The sequence below is a fragment of the Microbacterium sp. P2_F9 genome (assembly GCF_056403635.1).
Genome location: NZ_JBFUFC010000117.1, coordinates 1 through 11,889 on the forward strand (window position 1 = coordinate 1; position 11,889 = coordinate 11,889).

Here is an 11,889-nt window from a genome sequence, read left to right on the forward strand (position 1 = left end):
CCGTAGGCTTTCGCGTCGCCGAATAGCGACTTCTTCCAGCCGCCGAATGAATGGTACGCGACCGGGACGGGAATCGGGACGTTGATGCCGATCATGCCGACCTGCACCTCATTCTGGAATCGGCGGGCGGCTCCCCCGTCATTGGTGAAGATCGCGGTGCCGTTGCCGAACTCGCCGGAGTTGATGAGATCAAGGCCTTCGTCGTATGACTCGACCCGCACGATGGAGAGCACCGGTCCGAAGATCTCCTCGGTGTACGCGCGGGAGGTCGTGGGGATGTCGTCGATGAGGGTCGGACCGAAGAAGAATCCGTCCTCGAGCCCGTCGACGGTGTAGCCGCGGCCGTCGACGACGATCTTGGCGCCATCCTGCTCGGCGATGTCCACGTAGCTGGACACCTTGTCCCGGTGCACCTCGGTGATCAGAGGACCCATGTCGGGCTCGACACCGTCGACCCCGGCACCGTTGCCGATGCGCAGCCTCGCGATGCGCTCGGTGATCTTCTCGATGATCTCGTCCGCGATCGGCTCGACGGCCAGTACGACCGAGATCGCCATGCACCGCTCCCCCGCCGCGCCGAAGCCGGCGTTGACAGCCTGGTCGGCGACGAGGTCCAGGTCGGCGTCCGGCAGCACGAGCATGTGGTTCTTCGCGCCGCCCAGCGCCTGCACCCGCTTGCCGTGCTTGGACGCGGTCTCGTAGATGTACTGCGCGATCGGGGTCGACCCCACGAACGAGATCGACTGCACCACGGGGCTCGTCAGCAGCCCATCGACCGCCAGCTTGTCGCCCTGCAGCACCGTGAACACGCCGGCCGGAAGCCCGGCCTCCTTCCACAGCTGCGCCATCCATAGAGCAGCGGACGGGTCCTTCTCGCTGGGCTTGAGGATGACGGCGTTGCCCGCCGCGATCGCGACGGGAAAGAACCACATCGGCACCATCGCCGGGAAGTTGAACGGCGAAATGATGCCCACCACACCGAGCGGCTGCTTCAACGAATACACATCCACACCGGTCGAGGCGTTCCCCGAATACGCACCCTTGATCAGGTGCGGGAACCCGGTCGCGAGCTCCACCACTTCCTGTCCGCGCAGGATCTCACCCATCGCGTCCGAGACGACCTTGCCGTGCTCGGCCGTGATGATCTGCGCCAGTTCGCCCTTGCGGGCATTCAGCAGCTCCCGGAACGCGAACAGCACGGTCTGACGCCTCGCGATCGAGAACCCGCTCCACACCGCGTACCCGCGCTGGGCGGACGCGATCGCGTCATCGATCTCGAACTGGTCCGCCAGAGCGACCTTCGCCCGCACCGCACCGGTCGCGGGATTGAAGACAGGAGCCGTCCGCCCGGACGTCGACGCGCGCGCCGCCCCGTCGATCCAGTGGGAGATCACTGCGACTCCCGTCTCCGGGTCTGCGGGGACGAGGTCGACTTCAGCTGTGCTCACGGATGGTCTCCTTCTCGATGGTGCGCTGATGTTGTTGAGCCTCTTTTGGCACGGAGAAGGAACGCACCGTCTCGCTCTGAACCTGGAGCTCGATGATGGCGTGCACGGGGCAGTCCAGCACGGCGCGTCGAACGTCGCCCTCCCGCTCCGGGAGAATCTCGCCACGCGTTTCGAGTGATGCGTACCCCCACTCATCGAGCGAGAACACATCCGGCGCGTACAGAGCGCAGGTTCCGAAGCCGTCGCACTTCGTGCGGTCGAGCTTGATCTTCATATCAGTCTCCAATCCGTGAGATCGCGAACGGCGGGTCCGAGACCTCGGCTCCCGCGATGCAGATATCGCATCGTCCGCTGAGGTGGTCCGCCACTTGGTGGGGGAACTCGCGCAGGAGCTTGGCCGCAACGTTGGTCGCCCCGTCGAGGGTGCCGCAGGCCCCGCGACCGCGCAGGAATCCGGCCCAGTGCTGCAGCCGATCGATATCGGACGACTCGGCTTGGTGACGATGCAGGGCATCGAGCACCGCACTCATCGCGGCCGTGCCGTTGAAGCATGACCCGCACTGGCCTGCGTTCTCGCGTGCGAAGTAGGCCATGACACCGGCCGAGACAGCGACTGGGCAGCTGCGCTCCGTGATCACCCCGATTGCGCCGCACCCGAGGCCGCTGCCCGCAGCGGACACCGAGTCGTAGTCCAGGGGAATGTCCAGCGCCTGACGGCCGAGTACACCGGCGAAGTACCCGCCCATCAGGAACCCGGTGATCGCGGCAGTATCCTCTCCGAGCTCCTCGAGCACCCGACGGAGTGTGACCCCGTAGGGCGCCTCGTAAACCCCAGTCGCGTCGATGCCGGTGATCGTCAGAAGGAACGTCCCCGGAGAAGTGTCGGTGCCGAGACTCCGGAACTGCGCCGCACCGACGCGGTGGATGATCGGGAAGTTCGCGAGGGTCTCGACGTTGTTGATCAGTGTGGGCGCACCCCCGACGCCCTGCTCGAAGGGCCGCGGAGGCTTCTCGTTCGGGAGAGCGGGCCCACCGTTGAGCACCTGCACGACCGCGGACTCCTCACCCGCGACGTAGGCGGCGGAGACCTTCGTCACGTGCACCCCACTCTCGAAGATCCCGGTCCCCTCGAGCTCATCCAGCGCATAGATCACGCTGTCGTGGGAAGCGTCATCCGAAAGATAGAGGTGCAGCGCTCTTGCACCGACCAGAGCACCGGCGAGCCGAAGCCCGTCCAGCACTAGGTGGGGACGGTTGCGCAGCAGCCATCGGTCCTTCGCCGACGATGGCTCACCTTCCTCACCGTTTCCCACGACTACCGGAGTGCCGCTGCCGTTTCGCACGGAGTCGATCTTTCGGGCGGTGGGGAACGCGGCACCTCCGTGACCACGGAGTCCCGCTTCGCGGATGGCCTCGAGCAGGGCCTCCGGGTCCTGGAGGGGTTCGTAACCTCCTTGGGCAAGGTAATCCTCCAGCGTTTCGCGACCGGGCTGAGCCCGTAGGAGACGTGGCAGGGTACCCAGGGCTCCGATTCGCAAGCGCGCAAGGGGATCAGCTATGAGACTCATTCCTGTGTCTCCTCTTCTCTGATTGGTCGGCGTGGACGTCCGCCGCGGGCTGATTCGTGTGAGGGACTGTGAGGTCGGTGGAGTGGTGCGCTGGGTGGGCAAATGTCGATTGATTGGGTCGATCTCGCCGGAACAATTCTTAGTTCCCCCTGGTGGTGAATTGCTCCCTTCCAGGGCCGTCGATCACAGCCCTTGTCGAGCCGCGAGTGCGTTCACGGGCTCGTCGATGAAATCGAGTAGGGTCGGCGCTGCCTTGATCCAGGGGTCGAAGATGCTGCCGTTGCCTGCATTCCGCGCCTTTTGCGCGCGTTCCCATGCGTCTTCGGGCCAAGGCGGCTCGACGAGACGTGAGCCCCTGATCAGGCAGTGCACGGCGAACGATGTCCGCTTGGGGTGATCGAAGTCGTTCTCTCCGCCTCGGATGATCAGCGTGGGAACGGTGATCTGATCGAATTCCCAGTCGGGTACGCCGGGGATCGCCTCGTTGGGCTTGGGAACGTAGGCGTCGAGCCAGCGTGACATCACCCGTTCGAACTCCTCGGATCCGATCTCCTCGAGGCGTTGGCGATTGCGGGGATTCGCTGTGACGAGCTCGGACCAGCTGCCCGCGAGGCCGGGCATCTCGAGGATGCCCTCGATGCCTCCTTCCCGCACGGTGCGCAGTTCGTTCAGCACGTAGACCCACGCGAGGCTCATGGAACTGGACGTTCCGCCGACGATCGACCAGATCGCAAGCTTGCTCACGAGTTCCGGATGCATGAGCGTGAACACGATGGAGTCTCGCGCTCCCCCCGACCCGCCCAGGACCGCGATGGGACCCAGGTCGAGCTCGCKGACCAGTCCGCCCAGGGTCGCTGCCCGCATGTGCGATTCGGTCTTTCCGAAGAGTTGGATATCGGAGCGCCCCGTGTTCGGCCGATCCCAGAGGAGTACGCGTTTGCCGCCGGCAGCGAGCACATCCGCGAGCGGTCTCACGCCCGGGAAATCCTTGCTGAACCTGCCGCCGGGGGTGAGGACGACGGCATCGCCGTCAACAGGCCCGACGAGATCGTAGGCGACGAGTCCGCCGTTGATCTCGACCTCAGGCACGCTGCCCACCGTGTGCTGAAGATGCTCCGATCAACTCGYGTTCCGGTGCCGTCTCGTCCAGGAAGGCGAGAATCGCCGGGGCGGCCTGCACCCAGGGGTCGAACACGCTCCCCGTCCCAGCCATCATCGCCTCGACGGCACGCTCCCACGCGTCCTCAGGCCACGGCGGGTCGATGAGCGTCGAACCCTTGATGAGGGCATGCACCTCGAAGGACGTCCGCTTGGGGTGGTCCCGGTCCTTCTCGCCGCCCCGGATGATCAGGGTCGGAACCCTGACATCCGCGAACTGCCAGTCCGGCACGCCGGGGATCACCTCGTTCGGCTTCGGAACGTACGCGTCGAACCAGCGGGACATCACCCGCTCGAATTCCTCGCCACCGATCGCGTCGAGTCGTTCCCGATTGCGCGGGTTGGTTGCGATCAGCCGGCTCCATTCTGGGAGCTGCGCGACCGCGTCGATCCCACCAGACCACACGGCCCGGAGTTCCTTGAGCACGTAGACGCCCGCGAGACTCATGGTGCTGAACGTGCCGCCCACGATCGACCAGATGCAGAGACGAGTGGCGAGGTCGGGATTCATGATCGTGAACAAGATCGAGTCGCGTGCTCCACCGGATCCGCCGAGCACTGCCAGGGACGGAATGCCGAGCGCCCTGACCAGCTCGCCGAGGATCTCGGCGSGCATGTGGGATTCGGTCTTGCCGTAGATCTGGATGTCGGATGCACCGCAGTTCGGCCGATCCCACAGCAGCACGCGCTTGCCTCCGGCGGCGAGAGCGTTCGCGAGCTCGTGCACTCCGCCATAGTCTTTGCTGAAGCGGCCGCCGGGGGTGAGCGTGACCACTTCGCCGTCTTCGGGCCCGACGAGTTCGTACACCACGCGCCCGCCGTTGATCTCGATCTCTGCCATGTGCTGGTTCCTTGTCTCTTCTGTCGGCTTCAGGCCGTGACGATGACGTCGTCGCCGTCGACACGCACCGGATACGTTCGGATGCTCCACTCGGGCTTGACCGCGGTGGTTCCGGTGGCGAGTTCGAAGCCCCATTGATGCCAGGGGCAGTAGATGAACTCGCCCTGGCGGACTTCGGTGGCACCGCCGGCGCTGTCCTCGTCGGTCACCGTCTGTCCGTGCGTGCGCCCGAGACAGAGTGGGCCGCCCTCGTGGGGGCAGTAGTTGGCGATCGCGTAGAACTTGCCGTCCACGTTGTACACACCGACCCCGTGGCGGCCGATGGGCACGATCTTCGAGTCCCCCGGCGTGATCTCGCCCACCTGGGCGACCACGTGATCGCGACCGCGAGCCAGCCGGGGCTGTGCAGACGGGCCGGTCTTCCTGATCTCCCCAAGGGTCATCGCACGAGCCTCTGACCGGGAAGTGCGGGAACCTCGGAGGGCAGGTGGAACAGGTTGATGCCGTTGCCGAACATGATCTTGTCCCGCATCTTTTCCGGCATGTGCTTGGCCACCCACTGCGGGTCGTCGAAGGTCCAATGCGGGTAGTCGGAGGAGAACAAAAGGAGCCTGTCCGCTTCCATCCATTCGAGCGCGTTAGTCAGTTCGAGCTTGTCCTCGGGATAGTCCAACGGCTGAGTCGTGAACCAGATGTGGTCCTTGACGTACTCCGAGGGCTTGCGCTGCAGGCCCATTTCGTTCCCGCGAAGTTCGTAGATCCTGTCCATGCGCCACATCAGCGGCAGTATCCAGCTGAATGCGTGCTCGATCAGAATGATCTGGAGTTTCGGGAAACGGTCGAAGACGCCGTCGAAGATCAGGCTCATCACCTGGTTCGCAGCGAGCATCGAGTAGGTGACCATGAGGTCGTGGTTATAGGTCATGAAACCGACCGGTGACATCGGCAGCTCATTGTGTTTGCCTCGGCCGAGGTGGCACGCGACCGGGATATCGTGCCGGCTCGCCGCTTCCCAGATCGGGTCGTACTGAGGATCTCCCCACGAGGGCCGCCCCTCCGCGTCGATCAGCACCTGGCTGTAGTACTCGTGTCCCGCCCACGTCTCTATCTCGCGCGCGGCAGCCTCAGGAGCGGACATGGCCGCCACGATGGAACCGCGGAAGCGCTTGTGCCAGTTGTTCCGACTGTCGAGCCAGTGGGTCTCCTGCCACCGGTTGATAGCGAAGGCGACCGCATGAGCCTCTTCCGGTGTCTGCGCCGCTGGTCCGGCGAGCGGGCCGAGAATGGCAATGTCGGACCCTGCTTCCATGATCAGCTGGCGGAACGTCAGGTCCGGGTCCGAGCCTGCGAAGTTCCCGTCGTCGGGGAAGCTGTCGGTGCGCATCGCCATCGCATTGGCGTAGTCCGGAGCATCGTAGTAGACGGGGTTGCCTGAGCCCACAGCGCGAGCGGCGAATATCTTTCGAAAGGGCTCTGGAAAGTACTCTTCAAGTTCTCCCACTCGGGACGTGGGGTGCACGTCGCAGTCCACCACGCGCACCGGGGTCATCACCTCCGAGGCGACGTGATCCGTCTCGATCTGCATAGTCATCGGTCGTTCCTCTCGATTGAATGGCGTCAGACCAACGCGGGCGTAGACAGGCCGAAGAGCCGCGCGGCATTGGCGCCGAGAACCTTCGCCCGCTGTTCGTCGGACCAGCCGGCAGGTAGATCTGCCGGAGTGCTGAGCTGCCACTCGGGGTAGCTCGAACCGAAAAGCAGCATGTCTTCCTTCCCCGTCATGCGGAGCCACTCAGACGCGAAGTCCGCATCGATGGGAGGCCCGTCGAGCACGCCGTTCACGAAATAGACATGCCCCGCGAGGTAGTCGCTCGGAATGAGCGGCGCMCACGGGGTCTGCTCCAGGTGCGGACGACCGAAAGTGTCCATGCGCCAAATGAACGGAGTCAGGATGTCCGCTGCGCCATCCCCGAAGATCACCTTGAGATCCGAGAACTCGGCGAACACGCCCTCGGCGATCATGTTCATAAGGTGCCAGATGTAGGTCATCCCCTCGTACGCCGCGTGATGCGAATACGTCCGCGTAGTGCCGGACGGTGTCGGCGGGTGGGTGACCCCGACGCCCTTCTCGAGGTGAATCGCGACCGGCAAGCCCGCGTCGACGGCCGCACGCCACAACGGGCGGAACTGCGGACGCCCGTAAGGCACCTGCGTCTGAGTCGGCAACCCGATCTGCACCATCTTCGGGTGGTTCTTCCACCGGCCTATCTCGGCAACGGCACCGTCGATGTCGGTCGGATGCACCCGGATCGTCCCTCGGAATCTGTCGGCAAAGGTGCCCTGCTCCAGCCACCGCTCCGCGAGCATCTGGTTGGTGCCAGAAAGTATCGCGGTGCCCAGGTGCCAGTCCGGGAGGATGGCCGCCGCCGTCATGGGGTGGACCACGGCGAAGTCGAGGCCGCCCTCGCCGAAGATGTGCGCCCCGACCTTGTCCGGATCCGAACCCGGATGCGATCCGTCGGCGTTCTCCGTGCCCCGCGCGTACTTCGGCCCCTCCGGCGAGAACCAGGACACATCCGCGTCAGGGAACCCTCGGCTTGCGAACGGCGCCCGCAGGTACGTGCGCAGGTCGCGATCGGACTCGAAGAATGCGTGCACGCTGGAGTCGATCTTCAACGATTCCGTCCCGGTCATCCGTTACTCCTTTGTATGCCGGAGGCCGCTTCCGTACGACCGAACCAAACAATTGCTCCAACGGTACATGCGCGCGGGGCCCGCGACAAGGGACTCACCGAATTTCTGCTCCGGATCGAGCAGCGAACTGAAAGACACACGATTTTGAAGGGAGTGCCGATGTTCCGTCTGCAGGTTGCGGACGTCAGCGTCCCGTCAGCCGGCCAGGACGATCCGCACGTCGCAGTTCAGAGTCGCCTCGAGCGCAGTATGCAGTCTGCTTTCCGGTACGCGCCGGACATCGGACTGCGCAATCGTGACCGTGACGACCTCATCGTTGCCATCCAGGAATTCGCGGTGAACGTGTCCCCCGATTCCGAAGCGTTGAAGCACGCCGCGCGCGTCGTCGTCGGTACCCCGACTGACATAGGTGATGACGCCAAGCTCTGGTTCCACGCCGAACGTGCGAGTGCAGGCGTCCGAGGGGGTCCCCGTATCGAGACCGCCGTCGTCGTCCACGATTTTCTCGACTTCGCGCCGCGGCTAGGGAAGGTGCTCAGGAGCCGATGCCAGCACTGTGAATCCCTCAACCTCGAGGGCTCGGACTGCGGTGGCGAAGCACTCAGCACTGAGCGCCGCGTCGGGATCGACGACGAATCTGACAACTGCGGTAGCCACGCCCTCAACTAATATCGCAACCCTGGCCGGAGCAACTATTCGGTCCCAGTGGGCGCACTGGGATTGTGCAGAACTCCGAACCTGAGTCGGTTGAGAGCAAATCTTGGTATTCCAGCCTCCAACGTCGGAGGAGAGATTGAGCGGCAATGACGATCGTTGACCCCCACACAAGCGCGGATCTCATCGAGCAGGCCGTCCCGATCGGCCCCAATGGAGACGATGTGATCTCGAAGGTGCCGTTTGCGATGACCAGCCCGCTGCACGTTCCGGCAGAGCGCTACTGCTCCAACGCCTTCTTGGAGTTTGCCATCCGCGTCACGGCAGCAGCCGAGATCGAGGTGGCGGTCGCCGAAACGGTCGCCGCCCCAGTGCCCGCCGCGGCAGAGATCGAAGACAACGTTTACGCCGATGGATTGGTGATCACCCATGTCTGAAACAACCATGAGCTTGCGCGACGCTCAACTCCGCTCTCGATGAGGCACTTCGCACCGACGACCGGGTCTTCCTGCTCGGCGAAGACCTCGCTGATCCGGCCGGCGACGTCAACGGTGTTACCCAGGGGCTCCCCACGACCCACGGTCACGACCGGGTGATGAACACCCCGATCTCTGAGGCGGCGATCATCGGTGCTGCGATCGGCGGCAGCATCGAGGGTTACCCTCCGGTCACAGAGATCATGATCATGGACTTCATCGGCATCGCGATGGACCAGATCGTGAACCACGCCGCCAAGGTCCGGTACCTGTCAGGTGGCCGCACAACCTCGCCGATCACCGTGCGCACGGCCATCTTCGCCGGCACCCGTTCGGGAGGGACGCACTCGCAGTCGCTCGAGGCGTGGTTCATGCACGTACCGGGCCTCAAGGTCGTCTACCCCAGCACTCCGGCAGATGCGAAGGGACTGTTGCTCTCGTCGATCTTCGACCCCACCCTGTCCTGTTCATCGAGGCGGCAACCCGGGCGCGCCGTCATCGTCCACCACGCGACGGCCTTCGCCGGTCCTGGGGCGGAGATCGCCGCCCAGATCAACGAGAAGATGTTCGGCGAGCTCCTCGAGCCCGTCCAGCGTGTCGGTGCGAGGTGCACCCCCATCCCTGCACGCGCCTCCGAGTCGGTCGTCACGCTGCGCGTCGAAGACATCGTCTCGACAGTCCGCTCGACGCTGAAAGCAGCAAATATCTGAACACGTCTCGGTCAGCATCCCGAAGGTCTCTATGGCCATAGAAGAAGTGACCTTCATCGCGTGGCTCGTCGCGGACGGGGAGGCGGTCGCCGAGGGCGAGCAGATCTATTCGGTGGAAACCGAGAAGGTGGCGCTCGAGATCGAGGCCGCTGCGTCGGGCACCCTGCGCCATGGTGAGGCCGTTCCCGGCGAGACCTACTCCGTCGGCACTCAGATCGATCTTATCGAGAAGGCGGCGTGACGACCACGTAGCGACCGCGTGAGATGACGTCGTCGATGTCATCTCGACGGGCAGCGGTACGTCCTGTGGCAGGGCCGAGTCCCTGGAGGAAACGGCACCGATCGACGCGCAGGAGAGGACCTGGGAGGCGTATTCCCCAGGTCCTCACCTTTTCATCAGCGCCTCTGCGACCAAGAGAGCGTCGGAGGTCGTGGGGGTCAGTGGAACTCGTCGGCGAAGTCGGCTCGTTCGAGACGATCCTTGACCCAGCCGAGGTAACGCGCGGCGTCGGCACCGTCCACGATGCGGTGATCGTAGGTGAGAGCGAAGTAGACGAGTGATCGCACCGCGATCGCCTCGGCACCGACCGCGTCCCGCACGGCCGCCGGCCGGCGAGCGACGATCCCGGTGCCGAGAATCGCGGACTGGGGGCGGTTGAGGATCGGGGTATCGAACAGCGCCCCGCGACTGCCGGTGTTGGTCAGCGTGAACGTGCCCCCGGACAGCTCGTCGGGAGCGACCCTGCCCTCGCGAACCCGCGTGGCGAGATCATCGATGCCGCGCGCGAGTTCGGCGATGCTCAGCTGGCCGGCGTTCCTCAGGACCRGGACGAAGAGGCCCTGATCCGTGTCCACCGCGATGCCGAGATGTTCGCTGTCCGGATAGGTCACGGTTCCGGCGTCTAGGTCGAGCGTCGAGTTCACGCGCGGGAACACCTGGAGGCCTTCGACAGCGGCCTTGGCGAAGAATGGAAGGAACGACAGCTTCGCCCCTTCCCGCTCGAGGAACTCGGTCTTGTGCGCCTCGCGCAAGGAGGCGAGTGCGGTGACGTCGATCTCGACGACCGTCGTCAGCTGCGCGGTGGTCTGGAGCGACTCCGTCATGCGACGCGCGATGGTCTTTCGCAGTCGGGACAGCTTCTCAGTGGCGCCGCGAAGGGGTGGGAGTCGATTGGACGTAGTAGTCGACATTCAGAAGGATCCGACTGACTCACGTTCCGTGGCGACGGTCGCCACGGTCTCCAGCTGCACATTGATGTTTCCCCGTGTCGCATTAGAGTAGGGGCAGACCTCGTGGGCCCGTGCAATGAGCTGATCGGCGATGTCCATCTCCAGTTCCGGCAGCGAGACTCGCAACGTCACGGCGAGACCGAAGCCGCCGTTCTCCCCTGAGCCGAGCCCCACTTCGGTGGTGACCGCAGCGTTGGCCAGGGACACACCGCCCTCACGCGCGATCATCAACAGTGCGCTGTGGAAGCACGCGGAGTATCCCGCGGCGAACAGCTCCTCCGGGTTGGTGCCGTTGCCGCTGCCGCCCATCTCGACCGGCATCGCCACCGAGAAGTCGAGCCGACCGTTGTCGGAACGAACCCTCCCGTTGCGTCCGTTTCCCGTCGATGTCGCCGATGCCGTGTAGAGGGCTTTGATCATGTTCGTCTCCTTGATCTCACTGCGGCGAGTGCGCAGTGGACGTTTCGGGCGTCGCGGTTCGAATGCCACTCCTCGTTCCGCGGCGGGGTGCTACATGGGGTCAGCGGCCCATCGATACCAGGTGCCGCTGGTGTCCGTGACTCGTTCCGCCAATCCGTCATTGGAGAGTTCCTCGAGGGACCGCTCCACAAGTCGATTGGGTATTCGGATCGCCGCTGCGATGTCCGAGGCATGCCCAGGCGCCTCCTTGAGAAGCCTGGTCAAGAACGTCTTGACTTCATCGGCAGACATCAGCGTCTTGTCCTCTCGCTTGTCTGGGATTCATCATTGAACCAAACACTTGCTCCGAGATTAGGGCGCTCGCCCTCATCCCGCAAGTGGCAACCCGAATCTTTGCTCCGATATGCGGGCCAACCAGGAAGGACCGAAACGTGCGCCCCCGACGACGCCATACTCGTGGTACGACTACCCAGCCCACCGATGACGCGCAGCGCGTCGCCATCTGGTCACGGAGAGACKAGATCCGCTCGATCGCTGCGGGACTTTTCGAGAAGCGCGGCTACTCGGGGACCACGATGGCTCACATCGCGGAGGCTGCCGGAGTACTTCCTGGGAGCCTCTACCACCACTTCGAGTCGAAGGAAGCCATCGCGATCGAGTTGCTCGAATTGGTTCAGGACGACTTCGAGC

At 64.4% G+C, this 11,889-nt stretch carries 16 protein-coding genes and 1 pseudogene; 6 read left to right on the forward strand and 11 right to left on the reverse strand.

Annotated elements, in window-relative coordinates; all coding sequences use genetic code 11:
- The 8 genes from AC1DVT_RS12745 to AC1DVT_RS12780 all read right to left on the reverse strand — a co-directional run.
- Positions 1 to 1,448 (reverse strand): CoA-acylating methylmalonate-semialdehyde dehydrogenase (locus AC1DVT_RS12745; RefSeq protein WP_477389413.1); only part of this gene is annotated, 1,448 nt, incomplete at its 3' end.
- Positions 1,435 to 1,722 (reverse strand): ferredoxin, encoded by a 288-nt coding sequence (locus AC1DVT_RS12750; RefSeq protein ID WP_457100714.1) that lies wholly within the window; start codon positions 1,720 to 1,722, stop codon positions 1,435 to 1,437. The genes AC1DVT_RS12745 and AC1DVT_RS12750, both read right to left, overlap by 14 nt.
- A gap of 1 nt (position 1,723) precedes the next feature.
- Positions 1,724 to 3,016, reverse strand: a complete 1,293-nt coding sequence (locus tag AC1DVT_RS12755) for an NADH-ubiquinone oxidoreductase-F iron-sulfur binding region domain-containing protein (RefSeq protein ID WP_457100713.1) — start codon at positions 3,014 to 3,016, stop codon at positions 1,724 to 1,726.
- Between the two features lie 183 nt (positions 3,017 to 3,199).
- Positions 3,200 to 4,105 carry an alpha/beta fold hydrolase gene (locus AC1DVT_RS12760; RefSeq protein WP_477389415.1) on the reverse strand — a complete coding sequence of 302 codons (906 nt, stop codon included), beginning with the start codon at positions 4,103 to 4,105 and terminating at the stop codon, positions 3,200 to 3,202.
- Entirely contained in the window at positions 4,098 to 5,015 is a 918-nt protein-coding gene (locus AC1DVT_RS12765; RefSeq protein ID WP_477389417.1) for an alpha/beta fold hydrolase, read from the reverse strand. The genes AC1DVT_RS12760 and AC1DVT_RS12765 overlap by 8 nt, the downstream gene beginning before the upstream one ends.
- A gap of 29 nt (positions 5,016 to 5,044) precedes the next feature.
- Positions 5,045 to 5,458 carry a Rieske (2Fe-2S) protein gene (locus AC1DVT_RS12770; RefSeq protein WP_457100710.1) on the reverse strand — a complete coding sequence of 138 codons (414 nt, stop codon included), beginning with the start codon at positions 5,456 to 5,458 and terminating at the stop codon, positions 5,045 to 5,047.
- Positions 5,455 to 6,606: an amidohydrolase family protein gene (locus tag AC1DVT_RS12775; protein ID WP_477389419.1), complete on the reverse strand. Its 1,152-nt coding sequence runs from the start codon at positions 6,604 to 6,606 to the stop codon at positions 5,455 to 5,457. Before AC1DVT_RS12775 ends, AC1DVT_RS12770 begins: the two co-directional genes overlap by 4 nt.
- Positions 6,607 to 6,632: 26 nt before the next feature.
- Positions 6,633 to 7,709, reverse strand: coding sequence for an amidohydrolase family protein (locus AC1DVT_RS12780; RefSeq protein WP_477389421.1), 1,077 nt, complete (start codon positions 7,707 to 7,709; stop codon positions 6,633 to 6,635).
- Positions 7,710 to 7,868: 159 nt separating this feature from the next.
- On the opposite strand from AC1DVT_RS12780, the gene AC1DVT_RS12785 reads away from it, so the two are divergent.
- The 5 genes and pseudogenes from AC1DVT_RS12785 to AC1DVT_RS12805 all read left to right on the forward strand — a co-directional run bounded on the left by AC1DVT_RS12785 (position 7,869) and on the right by AC1DVT_RS12805 (position 9,790).
- Positions 7,869 to 8,378: a hypothetical protein gene (locus AC1DVT_RS12785; protein WP_457100707.1), complete on the forward strand. Its 510-nt coding sequence runs from the start codon at positions 7,869 to 7,871 to the stop codon at positions 8,376 to 8,378.
- 134 nt (positions 8,379 to 8,512) lie between these two features.
- Entirely contained in the window at positions 8,513 to 8,800 is a 288-nt protein-coding gene (locus AC1DVT_RS12790) for a hypothetical protein (RefSeq protein ID WP_477389423.1), read from the forward strand.
- A gap of 35 nt (positions 8,801 to 8,835) precedes the next feature.
- A pseudogene (locus AC1DVT_RS12795) lies at positions 8,836 to 9,282 on the forward strand (alpha-ketoacid dehydrogenase subunit beta); the annotation flags it as partial.
- Entirely contained in the window at positions 9,271 to 9,549 is a 279-nt protein-coding gene (locus AC1DVT_RS12800) for a transketolase C-terminal domain-containing protein (protein WP_457100730.1), read from the forward strand. The pseudogene AC1DVT_RS12795 and the gene AC1DVT_RS12800, both read left to right, overlap by 12 nt.
- Positions 9,550 to 9,565: 16 nt before the next feature.
- Complete coding sequence (locus tag AC1DVT_RS12805) at positions 9,566 to 9,790, forward strand: lipoyl domain-containing protein (RefSeq protein WP_477389429.1); 225 nt, start codon at positions 9,566 to 9,568, stop codon at positions 9,788 to 9,790.
- Between the two features lie 197 nt (positions 9,791 to 9,987).
- On the opposite strand, the gene AC1DVT_RS12810 is transcribed toward AC1DVT_RS12805, so the two are convergent.
- The 3 genes from AC1DVT_RS12810 to AC1DVT_RS12820 all read right to left on the reverse strand — a co-directional run bounded on the left by AC1DVT_RS12810 (position 9,988) and on the right by AC1DVT_RS12820 (position 11,490).
- Positions 9,988 to 10,740 (reverse strand): 2-oxo acid dehydrogenase subunit E2, encoded by a 753-nt coding sequence (locus tag AC1DVT_RS12810; RefSeq protein ID WP_477389425.1) that lies wholly within the window; start codon positions 10,738 to 10,740, stop codon positions 9,988 to 9,990.
- Complete coding sequence (locus AC1DVT_RS12815) at positions 10,741 to 11,196, reverse strand: organic hydroperoxide resistance protein (protein ID WP_477389431.1); 456 nt, start codon at positions 11,194 to 11,196, stop codon at positions 10,741 to 10,743.
- Between the two features lie 93 nt (positions 11,197 to 11,289).
- The gene (locus tag AC1DVT_RS12820; protein WP_457100704.1) at positions 11,290 to 11,490 is read right to left on the reverse strand and encodes a helix-turn-helix domain-containing protein; all 201 of its coding nucleotides are present in this window, start codon (positions 11,488 to 11,490) and stop codon (positions 11,290 to 11,292) included.
- Positions 11,491 to 11,630: 140 nt separating this feature from the next.
- Here AC1DVT_RS12820 and AC1DVT_RS12825 point away from each other — a divergent pair.
- Positions 11,631 to 11,889, forward strand: a 259-nt coding sequence (locus AC1DVT_RS12825; RefSeq protein ID WP_477389427.1) for a TetR family transcriptional regulator, incomplete at its 3' end; no start/stop codon positions are given.